This is a genomic window from Actinacidiphila epipremni (genome assembly GCF_012034175.1).
Classification (GTDB): domain Bacteria; phylum Actinomycetota; class Actinomycetes; order Streptomycetales; family Streptomycetaceae; genus Actinacidiphila; species Actinacidiphila epipremni.
Window position 1 is genome coordinate 1 of record NZ_JAATEJ010000009.1, and the last position, 26,997, is coordinate 26,997.

General features: G+C 73.1%; 27 protein-coding genes and 3 tRNA genes. 12 read left to right on the forward strand and 18 right to left on the reverse strand.

The genetic code is table 11. The features are described 5' to 3' along the window. Positions 1–22: 22 nt before the first annotated feature. Both HCN08_RS13570 and HCN08_RS13575 read right to left on the reverse strand, forming a co-directional pair. Positions 23–226 carry a DUF4177 domain-containing protein gene (locus HCN08_RS13570; RefSeq protein ID WP_167983299.1) on the reverse strand — a complete coding sequence of 68 codons (204 nt, stop codon included), beginning with the start codon at positions 224–226 and terminating at the stop codon, positions 23–25. Between the two features lie 107 nt (positions 227–333). Further along, positions 334–1,635 (reverse strand): MFS transporter, encoded by a 1,302-nt coding sequence (locus tag HCN08_RS13575; RefSeq protein WP_206318768.1) that lies wholly within the window; start codon positions 1,633–1,635, stop codon positions 334–336. A gap of 258 nt (positions 1,636–1,893) precedes the next feature. On the opposite strand from HCN08_RS13575, the gene HCN08_RS13580 reads away from it, so the two are divergent. Both HCN08_RS13580 and HCN08_RS13585 read left to right on the forward strand, forming a co-directional pair. Then, a complete protein-coding gene (locus HCN08_RS13580; protein WP_167983301.1) occupies positions 1,894–2,781 on the forward strand; it encodes a DUF3592 domain-containing protein in 888 nt (295 codons plus the stop codon). A gap of 165 nt (positions 2,782–2,946) precedes the next feature. Next, a complete protein-coding gene (locus HCN08_RS13585; protein WP_167983302.1) occupies positions 2,947–3,288 on the forward strand; it encodes a PH domain-containing protein in 342 nt (113 codons plus the stop codon). Positions 3,289–3,446: 158 nt separating this feature from the next. Here HCN08_RS13585 and HCN08_RS13590 read toward each other — a convergent pair whose 3' ends face one another. Then, a complete protein-coding gene (locus HCN08_RS13590) occupies positions 3,447–4,358 on the reverse strand; it encodes an SUKH-4 family immunity protein (RefSeq protein ID WP_167983303.1) in 912 nt (303 codons plus the stop codon). A gap of 63 nt (positions 4,359–4,421) precedes the next feature. On the opposite strand from HCN08_RS13590, the gene HCN08_RS13595 reads away from it, so the two are divergent. Beyond that, positions 4,422–4,859, forward strand: a complete 438-nt coding sequence (locus HCN08_RS13595; RefSeq protein ID WP_167983304.1) for a DUF2262 domain-containing protein — start codon at positions 4,422–4,424, stop codon at positions 4,857–4,859. An 81-nt stretch (positions 4,860–4,940) separates the two neighbouring features. Here HCN08_RS13595 and HCN08_RS13600 read toward each other — a convergent pair whose 3' ends face one another. Beyond that, a complete protein-coding gene (locus tag HCN08_RS13600) occupies positions 4,941–5,153 on the reverse strand; it encodes a DUF397 domain-containing protein (protein WP_167983305.1) in 213 nt (70 codons plus the stop codon). Then, on the reverse strand, positions 5,113–5,982 hold the full coding sequence (locus tag HCN08_RS13605) for a helix-turn-helix domain-containing protein (protein ID WP_167983306.1): 870 nt from the start codon (positions 5,980–5,982) through the stop codon (positions 5,113–5,115). The genes HCN08_RS13600 and HCN08_RS13605 overlap by 41 nt, the downstream gene beginning before the upstream one ends. 122 nt (positions 5,983–6,104) lie before the next feature. Here HCN08_RS13605 and HCN08_RS13610 point away from each other — a divergent pair, with 122 nt between their 5' ends. Both HCN08_RS13610 and HCN08_RS13615 read left to right on the forward strand, forming a co-directional pair. After that, positions 6,105–6,545, forward strand: coding sequence for an ATP-binding protein (locus tag HCN08_RS13610; protein WP_167983307.1), 441 nt, complete (start codon positions 6,105–6,107; stop codon positions 6,543–6,545). After that, positions 6,542–7,126, forward strand: a complete 585-nt coding sequence (locus HCN08_RS13615) for a Uma2 family endonuclease (protein ID WP_167983308.1) — start codon at positions 6,542–6,544, stop codon at positions 7,124–7,126. The genes HCN08_RS13610 and HCN08_RS13615 overlap by 4 nt, the downstream gene beginning before the upstream one ends. A 12-nt stretch (positions 7,127–7,138) precedes the next feature. On the opposite strand, the gene HCN08_RS13620 is transcribed toward HCN08_RS13615, so the two are convergent. The 3 genes from HCN08_RS13620 to HCN08_RS13630 are packed head-to-tail and all read right to left on the reverse strand — an operon-like array spanning position 7,139 to position 8,784. Next, the gene (locus HCN08_RS13620) at positions 7,139–7,579 is read right to left on the reverse strand and encodes a GNAT family N-acetyltransferase (protein ID WP_167983309.1); all 441 of its coding nucleotides are present in this window, start codon (positions 7,577–7,579) and stop codon (positions 7,139–7,141) included. 54 nt (positions 7,580–7,633) lie between these two features. Next, on the reverse strand, positions 7,634–8,194 hold the full coding sequence (locus tag HCN08_RS13625; RefSeq protein ID WP_240970073.1) for a Uma2 family endonuclease: 561 nt from the start codon (positions 8,192–8,194) through the stop codon (positions 7,634–7,636). After that, positions 8,191–8,784, reverse strand: a complete 594-nt coding sequence (locus HCN08_RS13630) for a Uma2 family endonuclease (protein ID WP_167983310.1) — start codon at positions 8,782–8,784, stop codon at positions 8,191–8,193. Before HCN08_RS13630 ends, HCN08_RS13625 begins: the two co-directional genes overlap by 4 nt. A 160-nt stretch (positions 8,785–8,944) precedes the next feature. Here HCN08_RS13630 and HCN08_RS13635 point away from each other — a divergent pair, with 160 nt between their 5' ends. Continuing rightward, the gene (locus HCN08_RS13635; RefSeq protein ID WP_167983311.1) at positions 8,945–9,772 is read left to right on the forward strand and encodes a hypothetical protein; all 828 of its coding nucleotides are present in this window, start codon (positions 8,945–8,947) and stop codon (positions 9,770–9,772) included. Between the two features lie 96 nt (positions 9,773–9,868). On the opposite strand, the gene purL is transcribed toward HCN08_RS13635, so the two are convergent. Genes purL through purS form a run of 3 tightly spaced genes read right to left on the reverse strand, consistent with a single transcriptional unit; the run spans position 9,869 to position 13,085 of the window. Beyond that, positions 9,869–12,142, reverse strand: a complete 2,274-nt coding sequence (gene purL, locus HCN08_RS13640; protein ID WP_167983312.1) for a phosphoribosylformylglycinamidine synthase subunit PurL — start codon at positions 12,140–12,142, stop codon at positions 9,869–9,871. Further along, a complete protein-coding gene (gene purQ / locus HCN08_RS13645; RefSeq protein ID WP_167983313.1) occupies positions 12,139–12,843 on the reverse strand; it encodes a phosphoribosylformylglycinamidine synthase subunit PurQ in 705 nt (234 codons plus the stop codon). Before purQ ends, purL begins: the two co-directional genes overlap by 4 nt. After that, the gene (gene purS, locus HCN08_RS13650) at positions 12,840–13,085 is read right to left on the reverse strand and encodes a phosphoribosylformylglycinamidine synthase subunit PurS (RefSeq protein WP_167983314.1); all 246 of its coding nucleotides are present in this window, start codon (positions 13,083–13,085) and stop codon (positions 12,840–12,842) included. The genes purQ and purS overlap by 4 nt, the downstream gene beginning before the upstream one ends. Before the next feature lie 425 nt (positions 13,086–13,510). On the opposite strand from purS, the gene HCN08_RS13655 reads away from it, so the two are divergent. The 4 genes from HCN08_RS13655 (at position 13,511) to HCN08_RS13670 (ending at position 14,452) form a co-directional block, all read left to right on the forward strand. After that, on the forward strand, positions 13,511–13,828 hold the full coding sequence (locus tag HCN08_RS13655; protein ID WP_167983315.1) for a histone-like nucleoid-structuring protein Lsr2: 318 nt from the start codon (positions 13,511–13,513) through the stop codon (positions 13,826–13,828). A gap of 151 nt (positions 13,829–13,979) precedes the next feature. Then, positions 13,980–14,051: transfer RNA gene (locus HCN08_RS13660), tRNA-Gly, on the forward strand. Positions 14,052–14,134: 83 nt separating this feature from the next. Then, positions 14,135–14,210: transfer RNA gene (locus tag HCN08_RS13665), tRNA-Gly, on the forward strand. 166 nt (positions 14,211–14,376) lie between these two features. After that, positions 14,377–14,452: transfer RNA gene (locus HCN08_RS13670), tRNA-Gly, on the forward strand. A gap of 127 nt (positions 14,453–14,579) precedes the next feature. Here HCN08_RS13670 and HCN08_RS13675 read toward each other — a convergent pair. The 4 genes from HCN08_RS13675 to purD form a co-directional block, all read right to left on the reverse strand. Then, positions 14,580–15,482, reverse strand: coding sequence for a phosphoribosylaminoimidazolesuccinocarboxamide synthase (locus tag HCN08_RS13675; protein WP_167983316.1), 903 nt, complete (start codon positions 15,480–15,482; stop codon positions 14,580–14,582). Between the two features lie 138 nt (positions 15,483–15,620). Then, positions 15,621–17,108, reverse strand: a complete 1,488-nt coding sequence (locus tag HCN08_RS13680) for a N,N-dimethylformamidase beta subunit family domain-containing protein (protein WP_167983317.1) — start codon at positions 17,106–17,108, stop codon at positions 15,621–15,623. Between the two features lie 762 nt (positions 17,109–17,870). Then, the gene (locus HCN08_RS13685; RefSeq protein WP_167983318.1) at positions 17,871–19,457 is read right to left on the reverse strand and encodes a hypothetical protein; all 1,587 of its coding nucleotides are present in this window, start codon (positions 19,455–19,457) and stop codon (positions 17,871–17,873) included. Between the two features lie 309 nt (positions 19,458–19,766). Then, positions 19,767–21,023, reverse strand: coding sequence for a phosphoribosylamine--glycine ligase (gene purD / locus HCN08_RS13690; RefSeq protein WP_167983319.1), 1,257 nt, complete (start codon positions 21,021–21,023; stop codon positions 19,767–19,769). Positions 21,024–21,210: 187 nt separating this feature from the next. Between purD and HCN08_RS13695 the strand changes: the two genes are divergently transcribed. Further along, positions 21,211–22,023 (forward strand): SLATT domain-containing protein, encoded by an 813-nt coding sequence (locus tag HCN08_RS13695; protein WP_167983320.1) that lies wholly within the window; start codon positions 21,211–21,213, stop codon positions 22,021–22,023. Positions 22,024–22,166: 143 nt separating this feature from the next. On the opposite strand, the gene HCN08_RS13700 is transcribed toward HCN08_RS13695, so the two are convergent. Beyond that, positions 22,167–22,820, reverse strand: a complete 654-nt coding sequence (locus HCN08_RS13700) for a hypothetical protein (RefSeq protein WP_167983321.1) — start codon at positions 22,818–22,820, stop codon at positions 22,167–22,169. Between the two features lie 55 nt (positions 22,821–22,875). Further along, positions 22,876–23,568, reverse strand: coding sequence for a GntR family transcriptional regulator (locus tag HCN08_RS13705; RefSeq protein ID WP_167983322.1), 693 nt, complete (start codon positions 23,566–23,568; stop codon positions 22,876–22,878). Positions 23,569–23,878: 310 nt separating this feature from the next. On the opposite strand from HCN08_RS13705, the gene HCN08_RS13710 reads away from it, so the two are divergent. Beyond that, complete coding sequence (locus tag HCN08_RS13710; RefSeq protein ID WP_167983323.1) at positions 23,879–25,666, forward strand: serine/threonine-protein kinase; 1,788 nt, start codon at positions 23,879–23,881, stop codon at positions 25,664–25,666. A 36-nt stretch (positions 25,667–25,702) separates the two neighbouring features. Here the strand turns inward: HCN08_RS13710 and HCN08_RS13715 are convergent, their stop codons facing one another. After that, positions 25,703–26,986 carry an adenylosuccinate synthase gene (locus tag HCN08_RS13715; RefSeq protein WP_167983324.1) on the reverse strand — a complete coding sequence of 428 codons (1,284 nt, stop codon included), beginning with the start codon at positions 26,984–26,986 and terminating at the stop codon, positions 25,703–25,705. Between the last annotated feature and the right edge of the window lie 11 nt (positions 26,987–26,997).

Genomic DNA, 26,997 nt, shown 5'->3' on the forward strand with positions numbered 1-26,997 from the left:
ACCCGCCCCCCCGGAGCGCTGCTCAGCCCTGAGCGGGCCGCTCGAACGTGAGCAGAAGGCCCTCGACCGCGCCGGGACCTATCCGCCCCTTGACGTCAGCGGCCGTGATGGCCTTCAGCGCCCAGCCGTCCTCCGCGTGCTTGTTGAGGGTCTTCTCCAGCTTGTCGCTGTCGAGCGCGTCGCCGATCAGCGACTCGCGGAAGGTGACGACCTTGTACTCGTACATGCTCTGACCTTCGCTCGATGACGTATGACGTATGACGTATGACGCACGGCGTGCGGTCCACAGCCAACCACGAAGCCCCGCACCGGTGACAGGCCCGTCCGCAGCAGTCACGTCACAGCCCCGTCGCGGCCCAGCGACAACGACCAGCGCCCCAGCGGAATGTCGCGCATGCCGCGCAGCGGCGAGAAGAAGAGCCACAGACCCGAGCAGCAGCCCCCCACCGTCGCGATCCACAGCGTCGCCCGTACCCCCACCGCACCGGCGAGCGCCCCACCGGCCAGCCCCCCGAGCGGCAGCGTGCCCCAGTTGATCCACCGGGCCGCCGCGCTGACCCGCCCGATCATGCCCGGCGGGCATGACGCCTGGCGGTAGCTGGTCAGCGAGATGTTCGCCACGACCGCGGAGAAGGTCCACGCGCTCCACCCCACCCCGTACAGCACGGCCCGTCCGCCGTGCCCGGCGAGGGGAATGAGCAGGCCCGGCAGCGAGAAGAGGGTCATCGCCAGCCAGCTGACCCGAGCCGAACCCACCCCCCGCGCCAGCGACTTCGCGGCGACACCGCCCGCGACCCCGCCCACCGCACCGAGCGCCATCAGCAGCCCGACCAGCCCCGGCGGGACATGCAGCGACCGCACGAGGAAGACCGGGCCCAGCGTCTCGACCATCACCACGAAGAAGTTGGCGGTGCCGTTGAAGGCGACGGAGTTGCGCAGGATCGGGTCCCGCACCACATGCCGTAGCCCCTCGGCGATCTGCGCCCGCAACGTCGTCGCGGCCACCGCCCCGGCCGCCCCCGCCGCCCCGGCAGCTCCCACCACTCCCGCCGCCCCCGCAGGCTTGCGCTCGCGCCCCCGGATCGCCCCGAGGGAGACCGCCGACAGCGCGAAGGACACCGCGTCCGCGGCCATCGCCGCCGCGGCCCCGACCGCCGCCACCAGCCCGGCCCCGACCCCGGGCCCGGCGATCTGCGCGGCGGACTGCGTCGCGGCGATCTTGCCGTTGCCGTCCATGAGTTGGCCCTGCTCCAGCAGCACCGGCAGATAACTCTGGTACGCCACCGAGAAGAAGACCGACAGCACGCCGGCCGCGAAGGCCACCGCGTACAACTGCCCGAGCGTGAGCACCCCGAGCGCGTGCGCGACCGGCACCGAGCCGATGACGGCGAGCAGTCCGAGGTCGCAGCCGAGCATCAGCGGCCGTTTGCGCACCCGGTCGACGACCGCCCCCGCGGGCAGCGACACCAGCAGATACGCACTCGTCCCGGCGGCCGTGAGCAGCCCGACCTGCCACGCGTCCGCACCCAGCACGACGACGGCGACCAGCGGGAGCGCGAGCACGGAGATCTGCGAGCCGACCTCACTGACGGTCTGCCCGCTCCACAGCAGCACGAAGTCGCGATGCCGCAGCAACGAGCGCTGCACCCCCGGCGGTTGCGGCTCACCTGGGCGCGGTCCAGCCCCAAGCCCGGGTTCAGGTCCAGGTCCAGCCCCAGGCCCGGCCCCCGGTCCGGGGCGCCCCCGGCGCTCGGCGTGACGGTCAGGTCTCAGGGCGCGGTCTTCGCGGTCGTCGGCTGGCACCGTTCCGATCCTGCCCCGGTCGCGCCCGGCTGTCCACGCCGCAACCGCCCGCCCCCGGGCGACCGTCTGGCCGGGTAGGGGGTGGGGCCGATGCTGCTCGACGTACTCGCCGCGATGTGGTGCGCCGGCTGGACCACGGTTGCCGCGCACGGCGTATGGCGCCGCTCCGTACGCCCACCGTCAGGCCGCCCGGCGTCCTCCCGTACGGTCCGGGTCGCGGCGCGGGTGGAGCGCGTGGAGACGCCGCGCGAGTCGGGCACCCCGGACGGCTCGGGGATCCCGGTGGTGGTCGCCTTCCAGGACCCGGCCACCGGCGAGCGGCTGCTGCTGCCGACGGCCGGCGCCCGCAACGGCCGGCTGGACGCGGCATGGGTGGGCCGCGCGGTGACCGTACGCTTCCCGGCCGGGCGCCCGTACGACTTCCGCGTCGAGGACCCGTCGACGGGCCGCACCCGCCGGGCGACGCTGCCCGCCGCGGCGGCGTGCCTGGCCTGGGCCGGGCTGACCGCCTGGCTCGTCGTACGGGACGGCGGCGCATGGGCCCTGCTCGGCTTCGGCGCCCTGCTGGCGGCGCTGGCCGCCCGGGGCGCGACAGCCAACAGCCGCACGGGCCGCCGCCGCGCCCGCCTGCTGGCCACGGCGCAGACGGCCACCGGCCGCATCGTCGGGTCGTGGCAGTTCACCTTCCACGACGCCGACGGCAACCCGCACCCCCGCCACCTCCCCGTCGTGACCTTCACCACCGCCGACGCCCGCACGGTCACCGCCGTCCGCCGCCCCTACGCCGCCACCACCCACCCCCACACCCTCGGCGCCGAGGTCCCCGTCCACTACGCCCCCACCGACCCCGCGATCCTCGCCTTCGACCCCCGCGCCGACCGCCACGCCTACGGCTGCGGCACAGCCCTCCTCACCGCCCTCTCCCTCGCCGCCACCGCCGCGGCCCTGACCGGCCTGACCCTGCTGACCCGGGGCTGAGCCCCTCCCAGTGACATCCGGCGGGACGTTGCCGTCGCTCGACGGCGAGGGCATCCTGGCGGAGAGGCATCGACGAGACGCGGGGGGACGCGGATGGTGGCGCGGTGGCGGAGTGGGCCGTGGGACTGGGCGGCGGCGGGTGGGCTGCTCGTGGTGTGTGCGGGGATGGTCGTCGGGGACGTCGTCGATCCGCCGGCGTGGTGGGAGATCGTGGCGCAGGTCGGCGTGGTGCCGGCGTGGGTGGGGCTCGGGCTGGGGGCGCTGACGTGGCGGGTCACCGCGGACGCGGCGGGGCTGCGGGTCCGCAGCGGGCGCCGGACGTGCACGCTGGCCTGGGAGGAGGTCGCCGTGGCCGTACCGGGGCCCGGCACCTCGCTGCGGATCCGGCGCACCGGGCGGTGCCCCGGGAAGGACGTTTTCGTACGGTCGACGGGCCTGCGCCGGCCCAGGCGGGTGGCGGCGGAGATCACCGCCATGGCCCGCTGCCCCGAACTGCGCCCTTCCTGAGCGGACAACTGCCGCGCCCACCGGCTCTTCCGACTGCCCGTGCCCGTAAACCGCCGCGGTGTCGATCCAGCGGGAATGCCGGCCCCCTGCCGCTGGACCCACGCCGCTGGACCGCCGCCGGAGGCGGTCGTGACGGTCGGGCTCGGTTCGCGCTCCGCTCAGGTGGCCAGGCCGCGGGCGATCTCGTCGACGACCGTATCGCCGTCGGCGTCTGGCGCGAGGACGCGTATCCCTGTGCCCGAAGGTGCAGCGCAAGCCGGCGCCGGCGCGGCGAGGAGGCAGACCAGTCGCAGCGCAGGCAGCTTGGCCCAGAGTCCCGGTGTCAGGGCGGCTGCGTCGGTGGTGAGCAGCACGGTGGGTTGCGGTGCGGGGTTGCCGCGGGCGGCGGCGGTCCGCCGGGCGAGCTCGACAGCGGTCTCGATCATCCCCGGCGCCCCGACCAGGGTGACCGGGGCCAGCGCGGTCAGACGCTTCCACTGCTGCGGGGTGAACAGCCGGGTGCGGTCGGCCTCCGTCAACGCCACCAGAACCCGAGGCGCATACGCGGTGTCCTCGCTTCGTGGTGCCGGCTCCGCGGGCCGAGGCGGGTCGGGAGCGGATGCCCGCGGGAACGGGGCGGTGCCCAGTCCGATCTCTTCGGCGGCAACAGCCCAGAAACCGTCCGGTCCGCCGAGCGCGGCGCTGTCGGCGCCGGCGAGACGTCGCAGGAGATCGCGCTCGATCTGTTCGAGCTCGTCGTCGTGGTCCCCGTCGTCGAACCCGCGTCGCGCGACCTCGCGCATCGCCTCGGTGTAGGCGTGCGCGCATGCGGCGAAAGCCGCGAGCGACGAGTTCACCGTGTGACGGCCCGCGCCGTCGACCAGGACCACCGCACCGGCCTGGTCGACGAACAGCCGGCCGATGTCGCCGTCCTCGGCCAGCGTCAGCAGTGCGGCATCGAGCGGTCCCGGCGCGGTCCACCGGCCCTGGTAGGGCACGAGCAGCGCACGGTCACGGACCTGGTCGCACAGTTGCCGGGCCAGCCGCAGCTGCTGTGAGGGTTCAGGCAGGGGCGGTTCGGGCTGGGTCACGGCCGCGACGTTACCCGACGCACGAGAACCGGTGCCGCCGACGGCGGCTGGCATGATCGGGTCATGAGCGAAACGGTGCGGCATCCTCTGGGCGAGTTCGTCTTCGTTCCCGGCACGGGGAGCGTGCACGGCTGGTACGAAGGCGCACTTGGGGCTATGGCGGCGGTGGCGCTGGTCGTGGACACCGAGGACGCGAACCTGGCGCGGCGGGTGCTGGACGAGGTGGCGCGGGAGCGCGAAGCCGGGGTCCTGACCGATGAAGCGCTCACCGGCCGGGTCGTGGCGGACCTGCTGGACTTGGCCAACGACGTGTGGCTCGACGACGACGAGCAGATCACCGCGAAACGGTTCCGCGGCAGTCTCACGCTGAAGCGGCTCACCGTCGATGCAGATGGTGTCTTCGGGGCGATCTTCCACGAGGACGCGGACGTGTTCGCCGGCCACGGCATCGAGGTCATCGGCACCCTTGCCGAGGGCGCCACGAGGACGAGCATCAGCTGACCGACCGCCCCCGCGACGCCCGCACCTGGCTGCCGCCGACCCCCGAGCCCCGGGTGCGGCCCAGCACACGGCCGCCCGAGGTCAGCGGCCGAACTCCCCCGCCTTGACGCCCGCGAGGAAGTCGGCCCATGCCTCAGCCCGGAAGAGCAGGGCGGGGCCCTGCGGGTCCTTGGAGTCGCGGACGGGCATCACGCCCGTGAACCCGTCCGCGACCTCGACGCAGTTGCCGCCGTCGCCATTGCTGTACGACGACTTACGCCACAGGGCCCTGTTCAGGTCCACCGTTGTGCTCATGAGTGCCGAACTCCTCAGCCACCGACTCGATCAGCGTCAGGGACGCCTCCGGTGACAGTGCGACGGCCCTCGCACAATCGTAGGCCCGCTGGTACACGTTGACGATTCCCGGCGAGTCCAGCAAGTGCCCTGAGTGTGCGCCCTCCACGTACACGGCTGCCGGTGCCTCCTCGAAGGACATCACCGTGGTGGCACCGCCAACCAGCGGGTGAGCACCCGCGCTGAACGGAACGACCTGCACCATGATCTTCCTGCGGCGGGCGAGTTCGACGATGTGCAGCAGTTGCACCCGCGTCTCCGCCCGATCGCAGACGGCCATCCGCAGCGCGGATTCGTGCAGAATCGCCCAGTACAACGGCGCAGTTGGGTTGTCGAAGAGCACAGCCCGCTCCATCCGGGCCTTTACGCGCTCCTCGACCTTCTCCTCCGGGAGCAGCGGGCAGGTCGCCCGGATCAGCGCGCGGGCGTATGCCTCCGTCTGAAGCAGTCCGGGCAGTATCTGCCCCGCGAACTCGTAGATCGCTGACGCCTGCTCCATCAACTCGTTGACGTGCGCGAAATACTCGGCGTGCTTGGTCGCTCTGAGCACCATCATGCACAGCCGCTCCAGCTGACCGCCCGTGTTCAGGACGGCGTCGATGCGCTGGGAGAGGTCCAGTTGTGGTCGGCGGGCGGCCACTTCCATCTGGCCGATGTACGCGCCGGAGCAGAAGACCAGCTCGCCGAGCCCTTCCTGCGACAGGCTCGCGGCTTCGCGCAGGCGGCGCAGTTCGGCTCCGTAGAAGGCTTGGGGGGATTCGAAGGGGTTGAGGTCCTTGGGTTGAACCATGCTGTTCGGCCTTTCCTGACAGCTCGGGAGCTGAGTTGCCGTCAGTTGTCAAGCGTAGCTGCGCAACGCAAGGCTCGTAGTACGGACGGTGAGATTGACCTCAGGAAGTTGGTGCAGGACACATGGGTACGACGTGTGCGCCCGGCGTGAACGCCGGGTGGAGCTTCACCCGGAGCGCGAAGTCGCCCGGGAGGGCCCGGCGGTTGCTGCTGGCGCAGCTCGCGGAGTGGGAGGTGGACGAAGCCGCCGCAGGCATCGCGGAGCTGCTGGTGAGCGAGCTCGTGACGAACTCCGTACGGCACGCGACCCGCCCCACGGGCCGCCTCCTGGCGGTCGGCGCGGAGCTTGCCCCGGGCCGGCTGCTCCGGGTCGAGGTCGCGGACGCCTCCGACGTCCCCCCGGTGCGGCGCGAGCCGCAGGCGGGAGTGGACGAGGGAGGCCGCGGCCTGCTCCTGGTCGACGCGCTGTCCACGCACTGGGGCACATACCCCCGCCGCCACATCGGCAAGGTCGTCTGGTTCACCCTGGACCTGAAGGACCCCACCCCGAAGAACGACCAGTGAGCCCGCTCCAGCCGACCGAGTTCGAGCACCTGGCCGTCCTCGCGGCCCGCGAGGTGGAGGGCCTCCGCCTGGAACTCCTCGGTGGGAGGCCGGCTTTCCGACCCATGGCGGACGGCGTGCACTCGACGCTCACGACGTGGCTCGCCCGACAGCGCTGGCAGCAGAAGCCGGAGTGGGGCCTCCACATCGGCCTGGGCCTCAAGGTCGGGGCCGACCGCGAGGGAAGGGCCGTCCCGGACGGTGTATTGCTGCCGGTCGGGCACCTGCTGGGCACGGGCTACTGGGCCGAGCCGGACGGCGTCCTGCTGACGGCGGAGGTGACGTCCGGCGGGGACGAGGAAGCCGACCGGCGCGACCGTATCGGCAAGCCCCGCGCCTACGCGGAGTCGGCCATCCCCGTGTACCTGCTCATCGACCGGGACAGCCGGGAGGTCGTCGTCCACGACCGGCCCGAGGACGGGGTCTACGCGCAGCGGTTGAGCGTGCCGTTCGGGAAGACGGTCGCGCTGCCGGAGCCGGTCGGGATCGAGCTGGACACGCAGCAGCTGCTGAGTTGGGCCGCCGGCGAAGGGGAGTGCTGACCCCGGGTGGGGTCAGACGACCGGGGCGCCGTAGATCATCCACTTTTCCGGGTCCGGCAGCGGCTCGAAGCCGATCTTCTCGTAGACGCCGTGCGCGTCCGCCGTGGCCAGCAGGATGCGGCGCAGGCCGTAGGGGGCGAGGTGGTCGCGTATCGCGGCGACGAGTGCCGTGCCGAGGCCCTTGCCGCGTGCGGCGCGGGAGACGTAGACGTCGCAGAGCCACGCGAAGGTGGCCTTGTCGGTGACGACCCGCGCGTAGGCGACCTGCTCGCCGGACGCGGTGTCGTACGCGCCGAAGTTCAGGGAGCCGGCGATCGCGGCGTCCTGCTTCTCGCGCGGGCGGCCGACCGCCCAGTACGAGTCCTGCGACAGCCACTCGTGCACACGCCCGGCGTCGATCCGCGCCGGGTCGGCGGACACCTCGTACCCGCCCGGAAGCTCACCACTGCTCATCCCCGCACCCAACCAGCCCACCCCGCCCCCGGGCCAGCGGTTTTTCCCGCGGACTTACGCGCTCCGGGGTGGGCCGTAGGTCAGAAGGACGCTCGTGTCGAGCTTCCAGGGGCCCACACTCACGGTGTCCCCGAAGACGAACGGCGTCCGCTGCGCGTAGCCGGGCTGCGAGTGGACGATGCCGGTGCCGTCCCGCGGGTCGACGAGCACATAGTGCGGGATGCCCATCGCCGCGTAGTCCTCGACCTTGGTGAGATAGTCGTTCTCCGGGTTGGACCGCGAGACGATCTCCACGACCAGCAGCACCTCGTCGGGCCGCAGCGCCGGGTCGGGGCCCTCCAGGCTCGACTCCGGGAAGACCATGACGTCGGGGCACCGGAGCCTGCCGAGCCCCGGATCCTCAAGGTCGGCTCCCGGGTGGGCCACATGCCCGGGGTGCGTCTTCGCGACCTGCTCGGTGAGCTGCCGGCACAGCCGAGCCACGGCGTGCTCATGGCGATTGACCGGCGGCATCGTGACGATGACGTTGCCGCCGGCGATCTCGACCTTGCCGATGCCCGGCATCTCGGCCAGCTTTTCCGCCGCCTGGCGGAGCGTGGCGTACGTACCGCTCATGACGCACTCCCGCCGCAGGTCGCCCGGGGCGGGCCGTAGGTGAGCAGGACGCTCGTGTCGAGCTTCCAGGGGCCCACGCGGACCGTGTCGCCGAAGACGAAGGGGGTGCGGTGCCGGTAGCCGGGGGTGGCGTGGACGACGCCGGTGCCGCCTCGGGGGTCGACGATGACGTAGTGCGGGATGCCCATCGCCGCGTAGTCCGCGACCTTTTCGCCGTAGTCGCCGCGCGGATTCGCCCAGGAGACGATCTCGACGGCGAGCAGCACGTCCGCCGGGCGCAGGGGCGTGCCCTCGTCCTCCAGGCAGACCGCCGGGAAAACCATGAGGTCCGGGCGGCGCAGCCGGCCGAGGTCGGGGTCCTCGACGGACGCACCGGAGTAGGCGATGCAGCCGGGGTGCGACGCGCCGACCTGCGCGTCGAGTTGGCGCCACAGCCGCCACACCGCGACCTCGTGCCGCTTGACCGGCGGCAGCGAGACGACGACCGTCCCGCCGGCGACCTCCACCTTGCCCACGCCGACCACGTCCGCCACCTCCCCGGCCAACCGGCGCAGCGCCGCGTACGGTTCGGGGTCAGCCCATTCGCTCATACGCGCCATCCTGGCGACCATGTGCCATACGCATATGCCAATCGCATCACCCTCACCCGAACGGGCTAACGCCCCCGTACGCACCTCACCCCCCTCGCACACCCCCGCACCTGCTCTAATGGCTCCGCACATGAACGACAACACAAGGGTGGGGAAACATATGCGCGTTGTTGCGCCGAGAGCCGCGCTCGCGGGCCTCGCGGGCCTCGCGGTCGTGCTGGCGGCCACCGCCGGGTGCGGGGGCGGCGGGAAGGGCGGGGACGCGAAGGGCGGCGGGCCGGAGACGCCCATGGTGGTCGGCAACCTCCCGCCGCTGACGCAGGCGCAGTTGGAGCAGGCCGTCGTCGGGCCGAAGGACCTCAAGGGGTGGCGGACCGGCACCGTCCAGGGGCGGGGCGGGGACGGCACGGAGATCCCGCCGACCATCCCCGACGTCGCCAAGATGCCGCGGATCAGCCCCGCCGCGTGCGAACCGCTCTACGACATGACGATGATGCTCAGCCGCCAGCAGTACCACGGCGTGGTGGAGCAGCAGCTCACCCCGGCCGACGACGGCTCGGACAGCTCGGACGGCTCGGACAGCTCCGGCGGCGCCGACGGCGCCGACGGCGGCATGATGTCGCTCAAGTCGTACACCGGCCCCGACGCCGCCCGCCTCATGGCGGACCTGCGCACCTCCCTGCGCACCTGCACCTCCTTCAAGTCCTTGGAGGAGGGCGAGAGCTGGGGCAGCCCGAAGCGGCTCGCGGACCCGAAGGCCGGTGACGAGGCGCTGTCCTACCACCTGGTCCAGACCGTGCCGAGCGTCGACAAGAACGGTGACGACGACGGCGGCCCGGCCGTCGACGCCCTGTTCACCTTCGTCGTCGTGCGCTCCGGCTCGACGGTCCTCGCCGCGTACAGCGTCCCGGGCGCCGGCAAGGACTACCCCGAGTTCCCGATGGACGTCATCACCGCGCAGGTCACCAAGCTGGCCGCCGTCCACTGACCCGGCCGTACGCACAGGCCCGTACCCACACGCCCGTACGCCACGAGGGTGCGTCGGCCCCCGTAAAGGAACCGGCGCACCCTCGTGGGGTGAAGCTCAGGCCAGCAGGCCCGGGATCGTGTCCTCGTGCGCCGCGCGCAGCTCGCTCAGCGGCAGCGTGAACTCGCCCTGCACCTCCACCGCGTCGCCGTCGACGACGCCGATCCGCGTGACCGGCAGGCCGCGCGCCCCGCACATGTCGGTGAAGCGCAGCTCCTCCGAGCGCGGGACGGCGACGACCGCGCGGCCGGCGGACTCGGAGAACAGGAAGGTGAAGGCGTCCAGGCCGTCGGGGACGACGAGGCGGGCGCCGAGGCCGCCGCGCAGGCAGGACTCGGTGACCGCCTGGACGAGGCCGCCGTCGGACAGGTCGTGCGCGGCGTCGATCATGCCGTCGCGCGAGCCGGAGATCAGGATCTCGGCGAGCAGCCGCTCGCGCTCCAGGTCCACGGCCGGCGGCAGCCCGCCGAGGTGGTCGTGGACGACCTGCGACCACGCCGAGCCGCCGAACTCCTCGCGGGTCTCGCCGAGCAGCAGCAGGAGCTGGCCCTGCTGCGCGAAGGCCATCGGCGTACGGCGGCTCACGTCGTCGATCACGCCGAGCACCGCCACGACCGGCGTCGGGTGGATCGCGGCGTCACCGGTCTGGTTGTAGAGGGAGACGTTGCCGCCGGTCACCGGGGTGCCGAGGGTCCGGCACGCGTCGGCCAGGCCCCGGGTCGCCTCGGCGAACTGCCACATCACCGCCGGGTCCTCGGGCGAGCCGAAGTTCAGGCAGTCCGAGACGGCCAGCGGCTTCGCGCCGGTCGCCGCGACGTTGCGGTACGCCTCCGCGAGGGCGAGCTGCGCGCCCGCGTACGGGTCGAGCTTGGTGTAGCGGCCGTTGCCGTCGGTGGCGAGGGCGACGCCGAGGTTGGTGTCGGGGTCGATCCGCACGACGCCGGAATCCTCCGGCTGCGCGAGGATCGTGTTGCCCTGCACGAACCGGTCGTACTGGTCCGTGACCCACGCCTTCGACGCCTGGTTGGGCGACCCGACGACCGCGAGCACCTGCTTGCGCAGCTCGTCCGTGCCGGCCGGCCGCGGCAGCGCGCCCGCGTCGTCGGCCTGGAGCGCGTCCTGCCACGCGGGCCGCGCGAAGGGGCGGTGGTAGGTGGGGCCCTCGTGCGCGACGGACCGCGGGGGGACGTCCACGATCTGCTCGCCGTGCCAGAAGATCTCCAGCCGCGAGCCCTCCGTCACCTCACCGATGACGGTCGCGATGACGTCCCACTTCTCGCAGATCTCCAGGAAGCGCCCGACCTTGTCCGGCTCGACGATCGCGCACATCCGCTCCTGCGACTCGCTCATGAGGATCTCCTCCGGCGAGAGCGTCGCGTCGCGCAGCGGCACGGTGTCCAGCTCGACCCGCATGCCGCCCGAACCCGCCGAGGCCAGCTCGGAGGTCGCGCAGGACAGGCCCGCGCCGCCCAGGTCCTGGATGCCGGCGACCAGCTTCTCGGCGAAGATCTCCAGGGTGCACTCGATGAGCAGCTTCTCCTGGAAGGGGTCGCCGACCTGGACGGCGGGCCGCCGGGAGGGGCCGGTCGCGTCGAAGGTCTCGCTGGCCAGCACCGACACCCCGCCGATGCCGTCGCCGCCGGTGCGGGCGCCGTACAGGATCACCTTGTTGCCGGCGCCGGACGCCTTGGCCAGGTGGATGTCCTCGTGCTTCATCACGCCGACGCACAGCGCGTTGACCAGCGGGTTGCCCTGGTAGCAGGGGTCGAAGACGACCTCGCCGCCGATGTTGGGCAGGCCCAGGCAGTTGCCGTAGCCGCCGATGCCGGCGACGACGCCGGGCAGCACGCGCTTGGTGTCGGGGTGGTCGGCCGCGCCGAACCGCAGCGGGTCCATGACGGCGACCGGCCGCGCGCCCATCGCGAGGATGTCGCGCACGATGCCGCCGACGCCGGTGGCCGCGCCCTGGTAGGGCTCGATGTACGACGGGTGGTTGTGCGACTCGATCTTGAACGTGACGGCGTAGCCCTGCCCGACGTCCACGACGCCGGCGTTCTCGCCGATGCCGACGAGCAGCGCGTCGGTCTGCGGGGCCTTCTCGCCGAACTGCTTCAGGTGCACCTTGCTCGACTTGTACGAGCAGTGCTCGGACCACATGACCGAGTACATGGCCAGCTCGGCGCCGGTCGGGCGGCGGTCCAGGATCTCCCGGATCCGGGCGTACTCGTCCTCCTTGAGGCCGAGCTCCTTCCAGGGCTGCGCCGCCTCGGGCGTCTTGGCGGCGTGCTCGACGGTGTCGAGGGCCGGGCGGGCGGTCGTACCGTCGCTCATGCGCTGACCAACTTCTTGATGACCGAGGTGAAGAACGCCAGGCCGTCCGTGCGGCCGGTGCCGGTGAGCGGCTCCACGGCGTGCTCGGGGTGCGGCATGAGGCCGACGACGTTGCCGGCGGCGTTGCTGATGCCGGCGATGTCGCGCAGCGAGCCGTTGGGGTTGCCGTAGCCGTCGGCGGCGGCGCCGGCGGTGGCGTAGCGGAAGGCCACCCGGCCCTCGGCCTCCAGCTCGTCCAGCGTGCGCTCGTCGGCGGTGTAGCGGCCGTCGATGTTCTTCAGCGGGATGGAGATCTCCTGGCCCGCCTCGTACTCGGCGGTCCAGGCGGTGCCGGCGGTCTCGACCCGCAGCTTCTGGTCGCGGCACACGAAGTGGAGCCCGGTGTTGCGCAGCATCGCGCCGGGCAGCAGGTGGGCCTCGCACAGCACCTGGAATCCGTTGCAGATGCCCAGGACCGGCATTCCCGCGTGCGCCTGTTCGATAACCGTGGCCATCACGGGCGAGAAGCGGGAGATCGCGCCGGCCCGCAGATAGTCGCCGTAGGAGAAGCCGCCGGGCAGAACGACCGCGTCCACACCGAGCACATCCTTGTCGCGGTGCCACAGCGGTACCGCTTCGGCGCCCGCGAGGCGCACCGCGCGCTGCGTGTCGCGGTCGTCGAGCGTGCCGGGGAATGTGACGACACCAATGCGGGCTGTCACGACTCGACCTTTACGTCGAAGTCCTCGATCACGGTGTTGGCGAGAAAGGTTTCCGCCATCTCCCGAATGCGGGCGAGGGCGGCCTCGTCGACCGGCCCCTCGACCTCGAGTTCAAAGCGCTTTCCCTGGCGGACGTCCGAGATCCCCTCGAAGCCGAGCCTGGGCAGCGCACGCTGCACGGCCTGGCCCTGGGGGTCGAGGATCTCCGGCTTGAGCATGACGTCGACGACGACGCGTGCCACTGGCACTCCCGGTGGTGTGGTACGTGAGGTTCCTCCAGCGTACCTGGTACGAATTTCTACGCGGGTAGATATACGGCGTCGCTCCGATCAGCCGCTGATCATGCATCACGTTTATGTATCGGCTGCCAAAATGCTTGGGGAAACGCGGCAGAGAATCATAGGGTCCCGATGACGAACAGGCTTGGGATGACACACAGGCGGGAATTATCAGTAACATCTGCCGTCCCAGGACCACACATTCCGTGACACCGCACAGCACCGCCCTGAATGCACATTTGTCGACACCCCTGCGCGTCGGCGTCGCCCGCGCCACCGGTTCCGGTACGGGCCGCGAACCGCGACAGGCCGCCCAAGGCCCCCGCGGTGCGGGCCCGGTGGCCGTACCGGCGGCGGCACGCCGACGTCGCACGAAAGGACCGATTCCTATGGCGCAACGCGTACTGGTCACCCTCGCCGACGATCTCGACGGCGGCGAGGCCGCGGAAACGATCGCATTCGGCGTCGACGGGCAGTGGTACGAGATCGACCTTTCGGCGGAGAACGCCGACAAACTGCGCAGCGACCTCGCCCCGTACGTCGAGGCGGGCCGGCGCCGGACCCTGTCCGGCCGCGCCTACAAGCGCACGCCGATCGCCCCCACCCCGGCCACGGTGCGCGCGTGGGCGCAGTCCAACGGGTTCGAGGTGCCGGCCCGCGGCCGTATCCCGAAGAAGGTCTACGAGGCCTTCAGCAAGGCCAGCTGACCCCAACAGCCTTACGGGGCCCGGTCGTGCGGTCGCCGCGGGGGGCGACGCGCGGCCGGGCCGGGCTGATTGGACATCCACCCCCACCCTTCCGCTAATGTGGGGACCACGCCGAGGGCACGGGCTGAAAGGCCAGGTCAGCGGCAGTCAGGCGGGTGTAGCTCAGCAGTAGAGCGCCCCCCTTCCAGGGGGGAGGGGCAGTGTGCAATTCCTGTCGCCCGCTCGGATCGCCTTCGCGGCGCCTTCGTGGTCACGGCCCCTCGGCCGGGGCCCCGCAGGCATCGGGTAGAGTGGTCTGCACGACCTGCGGACGTGGCTCAGTTGGTAGAGCATCACCTTGCCAAGGTGAGGGTCGCGAGTTCGAATCTCGTCGTCCGCTCCAGCAAGACGAAGGCCCCGGTTCTCCAAGAGCCGGGGCCTCCGCCATGTACGGGTCGCGTACGGGGCCATGCGCGGGCGCTTGCGGGGTCCGTGCGGCTGCGTCCACCGCCCGGCGGAAAGGTGTTTCCGGTCCGCTCGGCCGATCGGGTACAGTATCTGCACCACCTGCGGACGTGGCTCAGTTGGTAGAGCATCACCTTGCCAAGGTGAGGGTCGCGAGTTCGAATCTCGTCGTCCGCTCCAGCAAGGCCAAGGCCCCGGTTCTCCGAGAACCGGGGCCTTCGCCATGTACGGGTATGCAGGGCTACGTACGGGCTACGTGTGGGCTACGTGTGGGCCATGTACGGGCCGTGCGCGGGCACTTGCGGGTTTACGTCCAGGGCAGGCCGGTCAGCCGCTCGTACGCCTCGACGTAGCGGGCGCGGGAGTGCGCGACGACCTCGGCGGGCAGCTCGGGCGGCGGGGTGTCGCCGGAGCGGTCCCAGCCGGAGGCCGGCGAGGTCAGCCAGTCGCGGATGATCTGCTTGTCGTACGAGGGCTGTGCATGCCCCGGCTCCCATGCGTCGGCCGGCCAGTAGCGCGAGGAGTCGGGCGTCAGCATCTCGTCGGCGATCACGAGCGTGCCCTGGTCGTCGTAGCCGAACTCGAACTTCGTGTCCGCGAGGATCAGCCCGCGCTCCTTGGCGATGTCCCGCCCACGGCTGTAGACCGCGAGCGTCGCCTGCCGCAGCTGCGCGGCCGTCTCGGCGCCGACCTGCCGGGCGACCTCCTCGTACGGGACGTTCTCGTCGTGCTCGCCGACCTCCGCCTTCGTGGCCGGGGTGAAGATCGGCGCGGGCAGCTCGGAGCCGTCGACCAGGCCCTCGGGCAGCGCCAGGCCGCACACCGTGCGGTACCGCTGGTACTCCAGCAGGCCGGAGCCGGTCAGGTAGCCGCGGGCGACCGCCTCGACCGGGACCATGCGCAGCGCCCGGCACACCATGGTGCGGCCCTCCCAGTCCGCGGGCGCGCCCTCGGGGAGGTCGGTGGAGACCACGTGGTTCGGGACCAGCTCGGCGAGCTGCTCGAACCACCACAGGGACAGCTGGGTCAGGACCCGGCCCTTGTCCGGGATCTCGGTGGGCAGCACCCAGTCGTAGGCGGAGATGCGGTCGCTCGCGACCATCACCAGGTTCCCGGCGGCGTCGCGGTACAGCTCGCGCACCTTTCCGGTGTGCAGATGGACCAGACCGGGCACCTGCACGGGCTCCGGCTTGTCGACGAATCCGGGCATGGGTCGTCCTCCCCAAATCGGTGGTTCGGCCACTGATTCTCGCGTACGCGGGAGGGTGCACGCGCCAGGCGGGGCGGGCGGGGCGGCGCCCGGGGGGCCGGGGCGGCGGGGCGCGGGGGCGCGGCCCGGGGTGCCTGCTCAGTCGCGCTTGCAGATGCGGTCCAGCAGATTGGCTGTTGCGCGCTGGATACGCGCGTCGACGTGGCCCGGGCGGTCCAGGGCCGGCGACCAGGCGAAGGTGCCCGACGCGAAGACGTACGCGCCGCTGGGCGCCCGGTAGAGGGACGTCTCCTGGTGGCAGCGGCGCCCGTCGGCCGCCTCGTACGGCGAGTGGGCCAGCAGGATGCGCTCGGTGCAGTCGGGCAGCGGGGTGCGCGGGAAATAGCGGTCGGCCTCGCCGGCGACCAGTCCCTCGATACGGTCGCCCTCGCCGGCGCCGGTGGCCTCCCACAGCCAGTGCCCGGCGTTGCGCACCACCAGCGGGGAGGGCTGCGGGACCCGGCCCGCGTACTGCACGCCCAGCAGCAGCTGCTCCGGCTCGCCCGCCTCCCGCCACAGGCTGGTGCGGCCCCGGCCGTCCGCGCGGCGCTTGCGGCAGCTCAGCAGGCGGTCGGCGTCGCCGGCCGGTGAGGCCGCCAACTCCACCTGCCAGTACATCGTGTTGGCCGACAGGAAGACCAGCGAGGTGCCGGCGTCCCGGGCCTGCTCGGCGGCCCGGCGCATCGGCACGGACCAGTATTCGTCATGGCCGGGGAAGACCAGGGCGCGGTAGAGGGTGGGGTCGACACGGCCGGCGTGCAGGTCGCGGGCGTCGGCGTACGCGAGGTCGTAGCCGTGCCGCTCGGCGAAGCGCACGAAGTCGTAGGCGTGGCCGATGTGCAGGGGCAGGCCCGCGCCGGCGTAGGGGCGGTCGAAGGACACCGTGCCCGCGGCCTCCTCCTCGCCCAGCAGCCGGCCCTCGCCGTCCCACGCGTGGTAGAGGCTCGCGCCGGTCCTGCCGTCCTCGGGGTAGAGGTTGTACGCCTGCCAGGTGACGTCCGGGAGCAGCAGGAGCAGGTCGGCGGTGGCGTTGAGATCCCGGACGGTGAACGGCACATGGCTGCGGTAGCCGTCGGCGGTGGTCAGGACGGCGACGTACGCGCCGGTGGGCCAGGTCGGCGGGACCTGGAGGCGCCAGGACTGCCACCAGTGGTGGCAGGAAATCGTCCGTCCGGCGATGAGCGGGGCCGGCTGCACGATGCCCGACAGGCGGGGGCTCGCACTGACCAGTGAGGCGCCGTCGCCCTCGTAGTGGCCGATGCGGTAGACGTCGACGGTGAACTCCTGGGGCGGGTCCACGGTGATCCGGAAGTCCAGCGCGCCGCCGGGCGCGACGCCGCCGGCCGACGCGAAGCCCTTGATCTGCCGGCGCACGTCGTCCGCCATGCGCGGGCCCGGCAGATGCGGCCGGCGCGGTGCTTCGCCGCTGCTCGCGGCGAGGTCCACGTACCAGGGGACGGCTTGGCCGCCGTCCCCCGGGTACTCCGACTCGCCCCGCAGCCACGGGAGCGGACCCTGCCCGAACGGATCCGACACGCCGTGCGCGAGCGCGCCCGACTCCCACCGCCTGACCTTCTCCGCCCCCATGAGCCCATCCCTCCGTCCCCCGTCCCCGCGGGCCGCCTGCCGGCGGGGCAACGGTGCGGTGCACTTGCCTAGGACATCACAGAATGCTCCCCGGTAATCACTTTTCGTGGTGAAAATATGCGCCACCACCCTCCGGGGGTAACCCGTTCCAGCCACCCGCTGCCCGCGACCTCGCCGGGGGCCGCCCCGCCCCGCCCCTTGCGGCTGCCCCGCGCCCCTCCGCCGGTGCCCGGTTGCGCGCTCCCTTCTCCCCCAGCGCTTCGCGTGGGGGTACCCCCACGCGCCCCTTGCGCCCTGGGCTGCCCTGTCCGGTCGTTGCGCGATCCTCCGCCGGTCGGTGGCCTGTCGCGCAGTTCCCCGCGCCCCTGGGTGATTGCCCCTTGCGGTGGGCTGTTCGACTGCGCCGCCATCGTGATTGGGCGCGCAGTTCCCCGCGCCCCTGGGTGGGTGCCCCTTGCGGTGCGGTGTTCGACCGCGCCGCCATTGTGGCTGGGCGCGCAGTTCCCCGCGCCCCTGAAAAGCGGCACCCTCCCGCGTACCAGCACCTCCTCGGGGCGGAGCCCCGATGCTCCAGCGCCGGTTACGTCACCAGGGGCTCGCCCCTGCGACGCAGGCCAGCAAACCAGGGGCGCGGGGAACTGCGCGCCCAGCCCACCACCGACAGAAGATCGCGCAACAACCGGACGGGGCAGTCCGGAGCGAAGGGGCGCGGGGAGGTCGCGGGGCAGCCGCAAGGGGCCGGGTGGGGCGGAGGCCCGGGGGCTAGGGGAGGTGGAGGGGTTGGTTGGGGCGGACTCCTAGGGCGGAGAGCCAGGCGCGGAGGGGAGCGGGGTCGCCCGCCTCGACGAGGCGGACCACGGGCCAGGCAAGATCACCTCGGCGGGAGCCGTCGACGACGAGGGTCGGCCCGTCGAGCCAGTCCAGGCCCGCCCCGGCGCCAGCCGTATCCACCGCGGCACAGCACACCGCCGCGGTGACATGCTCCGCCAGCAACTCCCGCCCCGTCCGCGGCGGACACAGCTCATACACCTCCGCCCCCGGCAACGGCTGCTCCTGCGCGACGATCGCCCCGATCCGCGCCGCCAGCTCCTCGCTGCCCCCGGCGGCGAGCCGGTCGATGACCCGGGAGAGCGTCGCCGCGCCCGGCTCGTCGAGGAGCAGCCCGCGCCCACCGCCGGACGGCGCCAGCGCCGGCACCGCCGGACGTACCTCGTCCAGCACGCGTATGAGCCGCGCGGCCTCCGCCCGCCAGATGCGGTCGACGACCTCGTCGGGGTAGCGCGCCCAGCTCACCGGCGCCCAGTCGGGCCCGGCAGCCCGCGGGCCGCCGTGGAAGAGCCGCGCGGCCAGCAGCGACACCGACTCGTCGACGAGCCCCGGCTCCTCCAGCAGATCGCACGCCGGCCGCTCGCCGAGCCTGCTCTCGAAGCCGTCCGCGAGCCGGTCGCGCCGGGACAGTTCCGTCAGCGCGGAGACGACGCCCGCGTCGAGCCGGGAGGGCCAGCGGCCCATCCGCCACGCGGGCAGCGCGACTCGGGTCAGCAGCCGGTCCCACCCGGCGTATGCGAGCCCCACCTGCTCCTGCGCGACGATCCGCAGCCCGTAGTCGACGGCCTGCGCCCGCTCGGACGCGCCCGCGGCGACCCCGCGCTCCATCTCGGCGACATGCGCCCCGCAGCCGCGCAGCAGCAGCCGCGCGGCCCAGCCGAGCACGCCGAAAGCGGGCCGCAGCAGCACCGAGTGCCGCAGGCGGCCCTGCGCGGCGACGCCGACCGCGGCGTCCAGGCCGCGGACGAAGCGCCGGGCGGCGTATATCTCCGGGTCGGCGGCGGCGCCGGTGCCGGCCACCACCGGGGCGAGTAGGGCGCGCAGTTCGGCGACGCGCATCCACCACAGGAAGGGCGAGCCGATGACGAGCACGGGCGCGGGGCGGCGCTCGGCCGCGCCGGGGCCGGGTCTGCGGTCCTCCAGCCAGCTGTCGCAGTCGGGCGTGAGCTCTATCCCGGACGGCACCGGCACCTGCAGCGTCTCCGCCAGGTCGGCGACCATGCGGTGCAGGTCGGGCGCGGCGGTGCGCGAGACGGGCACGGCGGGGCTGACGGCGGGCCTGGCCCGTACGATCACCGCGGCGATCGCGGCGGCCACGGCGAGGACGACCAGCGCGGCGCCGGTGACGCCCCAGCGCACGCCGTCCCACCCGGGGCCGCCGACGCGCCCGGTGAGCGAGGCGACGTGCAGCACGACGGCGACGGCGGCCGGGAGGAGCACGACGCCGAGCGCGGCACCGCGCATGCGCAGCACCGCCAGCGCGCGGGTCCGCGCCCAGGCCTCGCCCGCTTCTCCGGCCATCGGCGGCTCACCCCCTGCGCTGTCGGCGACCGCCCCGGTGACGGCCTCCCCCCACTGTCGCACCGCCCACCGACATCGCAATGCCCGTACGGCTGATTGCCGCAATCGCCTGCGGTGCGCCTCCGCGGCACCCTAATTCGGCCTCGCCGAGCGAGTCAGCCATACGGCCGACCCATCACTCCTTGGAGTGGCTTCCCCCCGAACTTCCGCCCCCCGGCCGCCGCGACCTGGACGGAATCCGGGCACGGAAAAGGGCCGGGCCCCTCAGGGCCCGACCCGGCGGCGGCGCGCGGAAAGCGCGGCGGAGGGCTACTCGCCGGCCGCCGCGAGCGCGATGTCGGTGCGGTGGTGCGCGCCGTCCAGGCGGATCGCCGAGATGCCCCGGTACGCCCGCCGGCGCGCCGCGGCGAGGTCGGGACCGGTCGCCGTCACCGACAGCACCCGCCCGCCGGCGCTGACGACCTGCCCGTCGTCCTCGCGGCGGGTGCCGGCGTGCAGCACGTACGCGTCCGGGCCCACCGCGTCCAGGCCCGCGATGGGGTCGCCGGTGCGCGGGGTGTCGGGGTAGTTGTACGAGGCGATGACGACGGTCACCGCCGCGTCGTCGCTCCACCGCAGCGCCGGGTACGCGGCGAGCTGGCCGGTCGCGGCGGCCCGCAGCAGGCCGGCGAGCGGGGTGCGCAGCCGGGCGAGCACGACCTGCGTCTCGGGGTCGCCGAAGCGCGCGTTGAACTCGATGACCCGCACGCCGCGGGAGGTGATCGCGAGGCCGGCGTAGAGCAGCCCGGCGAAGGGCGTGCCGCGGCGGCGCAGTTCGTCGACGGTGGGCTGGAGCACCGTCCGCTCGACCTCGTCGACGAGCTTGGGGTCCGCCCACGGCAGCGGCGAATACGCGCCCATGCCGCCGGTGTTGGGCCCCTGGTCGCCGTCGAGGGCCCGCTTGAAGTCCTGCGCGGGCTGGAGCGGCACCACGGTGTGGCCGTCGGTGAGGGCGAAGAGGGAGACCTCGGGGCCGTCCAGATACTCCTCGATGACGACCCGGCCGCCGGTCGCGGCCACGCAGGCGAGCGCGTGCGCCCGCGCGGTGTCCACGTCCTGGGTGACGACGACGCCCTTGCCGGCGGCGAGCCCGTCGTCCTTGACGACGTAGGGCGCGCCGAACGCGTCGAGCGCGGTGTCGATCTCCTGCGCCGTGGCGCACACGTACGAGCGGGCCGTGGGCACGCCGGCCGCCGCCATGACGTCCTTGGCGAAGGCCTTGGAGCCCTCCAGCTGCGCGGCTTCCTTGCCGGGCCCGAAGCAGTCGATGCCGCGGGCGCGCACCGCGTCGGCGACGCCGGCGACCAGCGGGGCCTCGGGGCCGACGACGACCAGGTCCGCGCCCAGTTCCTCGGCGAGCCCGGCGACCGCGGCGCCGTCGAGGGCGTCGACCCGGTGCAGTTCTGCGACGTCCGCGATGCCGGCGTTGCCGGGCGCGCAGTGCAGCGACGTCACGTCGGGGTCGAGGGACAGGGAACGGCACAGGGCGTGCTCGCGGGCGCCGCCGCCGATGACAAGGACCTTCACGCGCACCAGGGTAGTGGCCCGTGCGGACACCGGCCGACCTCACTCTTTCGGGCGACCTCCGTCCGGGTCCCTTACCTGATCACGCGGCCCCTGCGGGCGCGAACGGCGGCTTCGCCCCGCCGCTCTCAGCCGTTCGGCGGTAATAAGAGACCTTCGTCACTCAGCCGACGGAGTCGAGGAGCGCGCTGTGAGCCAGCAGGACATGTTCCCGGAGGGAGCCCCTCGGGAGGAGCCTGAGCGGCCCGCTGCACGCCCCGAGCAGCTGCGCGACGCCGCCGACCCCGGCCGTGCGGGCGGTACCGGCCGTGCCGACCGGCTGGGCCCGCGCGAGGACCTGCGCGCCCTGCCCTTCCCGCGCGGCGACTGGGGCGAGCCGGCCGAGCGCCTCGAAGAGCTCTACCGGTGGGCGGAGGCAGGGGCGCTGCGCACCGCCGACTGGTATCTGGGCAACCGGGTGTGGAAGCGGCGCGGCGCCCGGGCCCTGCGCGGCGGCGCCGCGGCCCTGGCCGTGGTGGGCGCGGCTGCGCCACTTGCCGAGCTTGCGGGCGCCGGGGGCACATCGGTGGTGTGGGGGTATCTGGCGCTGCTCGCGGCGACGGCATGCGCGGCGGTGGACCGTGTGCTGGGCCTGACGGCGGGCTGGATGCGGGACGTCGGCACCGCGCAGGGCGTGGAGCGGCGCCTGGAGCAGCTGCGTTTCGACTGGGCGTCGGAGAGCGTGCGCGAGGTGCTGGGGCCGACCGAGGGCACCGCGGCGGAGGCCGCCGAGCGCTGCCTGGCGATCCTGCGCCGCTTCTGCGACGACGTCGCCGACCTGGTGCGGATGGAGACCGCGGACTGGATGGTCGGCTTCGGCGCCGGTACGGCCGGCGCGCCGCTGCGGACGCAGTCCGGCGCCTGGTGGCCGACCCGTACCGAGCCGCCCGCCGTGCCGCGGCTGCCGCATCCGGGCACCCGGCCCAATATGCCGCGCCAGCGGCCCCCGGAGAATCCGCGGTAAGAGGCGGGGTCTCCGGGGGCCGGCGGCGCAATGCGCCGAGCCGGCCGTACCGGCCGGGCAATATGCCGAGCCTTCGGGCCGACGGCGCAATGTGCCGGGCCGGTCGTACCGGCCGGGCAATGTGCCGGGTCGTCGGGTGGGGTTCAGCTGAAGACGATCATCGAGCCCTGCCCCAGCGACCGGGTCGCCGCCGCGTGCAGGCCGAGCCATACGTGGTGCTCGCGCGCGAAGGGGCCGTCCAGGGGGCTCGGGGAGGGCAGGGCGGGCTCTTCGAGGGCGGTGTGGCGCTCGGGCGGCACGGGGGGCCGCGGCGGGTTGGCGGGGTCGATGCCGATCGCGGGCGCGACGAACTCCAGCTCCCGCAGCAGCCCGTGGCTGGAGCCCAGCGGGCCGCCGCTCTCCAGCAGTTCGTCGCTGACGACCGGGTGGGGGAAGTCCAGCGGCACATAGGCGCCGGCGTGGTCGTAATGCCACACCAGGTGCGAGCGCTGGGCGGTGGCCTCGAACATCTCCAGCAGCTGCTCGTAGTCGCCGCCGAGCTCGTCGACCGGGGAGACCTCCAGGCCCTGGAGGCTCAGCAGATAGGCCCGGCGCAGGAAGTGCAGGGCGTCGTAGTCGAAGCACGCGACGGGTGCGACGTCGCCGGACAGGCCCGGCATGTAGGCGTAGACGGGGACGGGCGGCTGCCCGGCGTCGCTGAGGGCTTTGTCGTAGCGGGCCAGTTCCTCGGAGAAGGGGTTTTCCGGGCTGTGACACAGGACGTCCACCAGCGGCACCAGCCACAGGTCGCAAGCCACGTACACGCTCCATACGGTCGGGGGCGTACAGCGTAAATCGGCGGCCCCGGCCGCGTCAGGAGCGGGCGGGGGCGAGCTTCTCGATCAGGGTGCGGGTGTGCGTGTCGTACTGGCTCGTGAGGGTGTGCGCGGTCTCGATGTCGCGGGCGGCGACCGCGTCGACCAGGGCGACGTGCCCGGCCCAGCACACTCCCGCCGCGTCGCTGAGCGCCCGCAGGTGCGGCACGGCGTATATCCACGTCTGGGTGCGGACGCGGTCCATGAACTCGCAGATGTGCGGGTTGGCGGCGATCGCCGAGAGCTCGCGCCAGAAGCGCAGGTCGCAGCCGACCAGGACGTCCAGGCTGCCGGACTGCGCGGCCCGCGCGGCGGCCTCGGCGCGGCGCCGCACCGACGCCAGCGCGTCGCCGGGGACCGCGCCCATGCCCTGCCCGGCCAGCTCGCGGAAGAACGCCTCCACGATGAAGACGCGGGCCTCGGTGAGGGACCGGAAGTCCGCGGCGGTCAGCCGGCGCACCTGGAAGCCGCGGTGCTGCTCGACCTCCAGCAGGCCCTGCGCGGCCAGGTCCACCAGTGCCTCGCGCACGGGGGTGGCGGACACGCCGTAGAGTTCGGCGATCTCCTTGACGGTGAAGTGCCGGCCGGCCTGGAGGCGGCCGGTGAGGATCTCGTCACGCAGCGCGTCGGCGATCTGCTGGCGCAGGCTGCTGCGCCGCAGCGGCGTGGCCGGCCCGCCGACCTCCGGCATCCCGCGTCCTCCTTCGCGCTTCACCCGCGCGGGTGGTTTCCGCGCCGCCCGACACCATAAGCGAGGCCGGGCGGTGATGCGTCCGCCCTGTGGCCGACCCATGACCGACCCATGAGCGCCCCGTGAGTGCCCCATGAGTGCCCTACGACCGTCCGATGATCATCCTCGCGATCGTCGTGATCGTCCGATGGCCGGCTCGATGATCATCAGCTGCTCATTTGGCGGAAGACCACCTGATCGCACCGGCAGTTGGTCGGCATATTCTTCGCTCTGGCAGGGGGAACGGCATACCGGGGGCGGGGGAACGGCGATGGTGGAGCCGCTGAGAGGGGACGATCCACAGCGGATCGGCGCGTACCGGCTGCTCGGCAGGCTGGGCACCGGCGGTATGGGCCGGGTCTACCTCGCCCGCTCCGACCGCGGCCGTACGGTCGCGGTGAAGCTGGTGCGCGCGGAACTGGCCGCGCAGGAGGAGTTCCGCACCCGTTTCCGGCGCGAGGTGCGCGCGGCGCTGCAAGTGGGCGGCAAGTGGACCGCGCCGGTGCTGGACGCCGACACCGAGGCGGAGATCCCGTGGGTCGCGACGGGGTATGTGGCCGGGCCCTCGCTCCAGCAGGTGGTCAAGGACTACGGGCCGCTGCCGGAGCGTTCAGTCACGGTGCTCGCGGCGGGGCTCGCGCACGCGCTGTCCGACATTCATACCGCGGGCCTGGTGCACCGGGACCTCAAGCCGTCCAATGTGATGATCACGATCGACGGACCGCGCGTCATCGACTTCGGCATCGCCCGCGCGCTGGAGACCGTCGCCGACGGCTCCGGGTCGCTGACGCAGACCGGCGACATGGTCGGCTCCCCCGCCTTCATGTCGCCCGAGCAGGTGCGCGGCGACCGCGTCACGCCCGCCTGCGACGTCTTCTGTCTCGGCTCGGTCCTCGCCTACGCCGCCACGGGCCTGCAACCCTTCGGCGCGGCCAGCAGCGGCGTGCACGCCCAGATGTTCCGCATCGTGCAGGAGCCGCCGGACCTGGCGGCCGTCCCGGAGGGCCTGCGGCCCCTGGTGACCGCGTGCCTGACGAAGGAGCCCGCGGGCCGCCCCTCGCTGCCCGAGGTGCTGGAGCTGATCCCCGCCGGGGCGGACGGGCCCGACGCCGAGCCGTGGCTGCCGGGGGCGATCGTGGCGCAGCTGGGTCGGCACGCGGTGCAGCTCCTGGAGCTGGAGGCCGAGGCGGAGGTCGCCGGCGCGGCCGACCCGACGCTCGTGGCGCCGCAGCGCCCCGCGGACCTCCCGGCGCCGGCCCCGGACCCGGCACCGCAGCCGGCCACGCCGGCGCCCGAGCCGTCCATAGCCGCACCCGCGCCCATACCCGCGCCCGCCGCCGTACCGGCACCGGCCCCCGAGCCCGCGCCGGCCCCGCAGCCCGCGCCCGCACCCCCCGCGCCCCGGCGCGGCGGCCGGGGCGCGCTCGTCGCCGTCCTGGCGCTGCTCGCCGTCATCGCGGGCGGCACCACCGCCTACGTCGTCGTCAAGGCGAGCGGCGGCCGGTCCGACCGCGGCGCCCCGCCCGCGGCGCCCGGCGCCACCTCGGACACGGCTTTGGCTCCGCAAAAGGCCACGGCTCCGCCCACTGCCACGCCGACCACCGGCGCCCCCGCCGGCACCGCCACCAGCGCGCCCCCGCCGCAGGCCCCGACACCCACCGCCGCGGACACCCCGACCGGGACCGCGACCCCGACGCCGCCCGTGCCCGTCACCGCGCCGGACGACCTCGTCGGCACCTGGCGGGCGTCGTACGACTCCGCCCCCGGCGTGACCGACACCCGTACCCTCACCGTCCGCCAGGACGGCTCGGTGGAGCTCACCGGCGAGCGCACGGACGGCACGGCGACGCTCTACCACTGCGAATGGCACATGTCGGTCACCGACGCCGGGCCGCCCGCGCGGCTGAGCCCGTCGCTGGTCGCGGACGGCACCCCCGCCGCCTCCTGCCAGCCCGGCGGCGCCACCACCGTCACCCTCCTCGACGGCACCCATTTGCGCCGCCTCGGCGTCGCGGGCGAGAAGGACCCGCCGACGTACGAGAAGGCCGCGGTCTCCTGACCGCGGCCTCCCCAAGCCCTCGCCCTGGGCGTCAGCTCACAGGAACGGGTTGATCTCGATCGTCTCGGTGCGGCCCGGGCCGACCCCGATCGCGGAGATCGGCGCGCCCGACATCTCCTCCAGCGCCTTCACATAGCTCTGCGCGTTCTTGGGCAGGTCGGCGAAGGTCTTCGCCTTGGTGATGTCCTCCGACCAGCCGGGCAGGTACTCGTAGATCGGCTTGGCGTGGTGGAAGTCGCTCTGGCTGTACGGCAGTTCCTCCACCCGGCGGCCGTCGACCTCGTAGCCGACGCACACCGGGATGCGCTCCCAGCCGGTGAGGATGTCCAGCTTGGTGAGGAAGAAGTCCGTCAGGCCGTTGACCCGGGTGGCGTAGCGCGCGATGACCGCGTCGAACCAGCCGCAGCGGCGGTTGCGGCCGGTGGTGACACCGAACTCGTGGCCCACTGTGCGCAGCCGCTCGCCGTCCTCGTCGAACAGCTCGGTCGGGAACGGTCCCGAACCCACGCGCGTTGTGTACGCCTTGAGGATGCCGATCACCCGGGTGATCTTCGTGGGGCCGACGCCGGTACCGGTGCAGGCGCCCCCGGAGGTCGGGTTCGACGAGGTGACGAAGGGGTAAGTGCCGTGGTCGACGTCGAGGAGCGTGCCCTGGCCGCCCTCCATGAGCACGACCTTGCCCTCGTCCAGCGCGTTGTTCAGGACGAGCGTCGTGTCGGCGACGAAGTCCTTGATCTGCTCGGCGTATCCGAGGTATTCCTCGACGACGCGCTGGGTGCTGATCGCGCGCCGGTTGAAGATCTTGACCAGGATCTGGTTCTTGTCCTGGAGCGCGGCGTCGATCTTCTGCTGGAGGATCGATTCGTCGAAGAGGTCCTGCACCCGGATGCCGACCCGGTTGATCTTGTCCGCGTACGCCGGGCCGATGCCGCGCCCGGTCGTGCCGATCTTGCGGTTGCCGAGGAAGCGCTCCGTCACCTTGTCGATGGTCTGGTGATAGGGCGTGATCAGATGGGCGTTACCGCTGATCAGCAGTTTGGACGTGTCCACGCCGCGGTCGTTCAGCCCGCTCAGCTCGGAGAGCAGGACCGCGGGGTCCACGACCACGCCGTTGCCGATCACCGGCACGCAACCCGGCGACAGGATGCCGGAGGGGAGGAGGTGCAGTGCGTATTTCTGGTCGCCGACGACAACCGTGTGGCCGGCGTTGTTGCCGCCCTGGTAGCGCACCACGTAGTCGACGGAGCCGCCGAGCAGGTCGGTGGCCTTCCCCTTGCCCTCGTCACCCCACTGAGCGCCGAGCAGCACAAGTGCGGGCACAGGCGTACACC